Below are 400 nucleotides of genomic sequence, written 5' to 3'. Positions count from 1 at the left end.
GTTCGGTATCACTGGAAATGCCAGTGGTTAACGATAACTGTACTGCAGGAGAAGACTTGGTCGTCACCAATGATGCTCCGGAAGTCTTTGAACTTGGACAAACTATCGTTACCTGGACTATCACTGATGCCGCTGGAAACAGCAGCAGTTGTGAGCAGATCGTCAATGTGATCGATACCCAGGCGCCGGTAATTACTGCCTGTGCCCAGGATATGATGAGCGTGGAAGCAGATAATGGAAGCTGCCAGGCCAGTTCGGTATCACTGGAAATGCCAGTGGTTAACGATAACTGTACTGCAGGAGAAGACTTGGTCGTCACCAATGATGCTCCGGAAGTCTTTGAACTTGGACAAACTATCGTTACCTGGACTATCACTGATGCCGCTGGAAACAGCAGCAG

At 49.2% G+C, this 400-nt stretch carries 1 protein-coding gene; it reads left to right on the top strand.

Going from position 1 to position 400, the window contains the following annotated elements; translation table 11 throughout:
- The coding region (locus tag FLP08_RS15970; protein ID WP_156278150.1) for an HYR domain-containing protein at positions 1-400 on the top strand (400 nt) is incomplete at both ends.

It is taken from the genome of Christiangramia aestuarii (assembly GCF_009735585.1).
Taxonomy (GTDB): Bacteria; Bacteroidota; Bacteroidia; order Flavobacteriales; family Flavobacteriaceae; genus Christiangramia; species Christiangramia aestuarii.
This window is presented reverse-complemented; position numbering and strand designations above follow the sequence as displayed.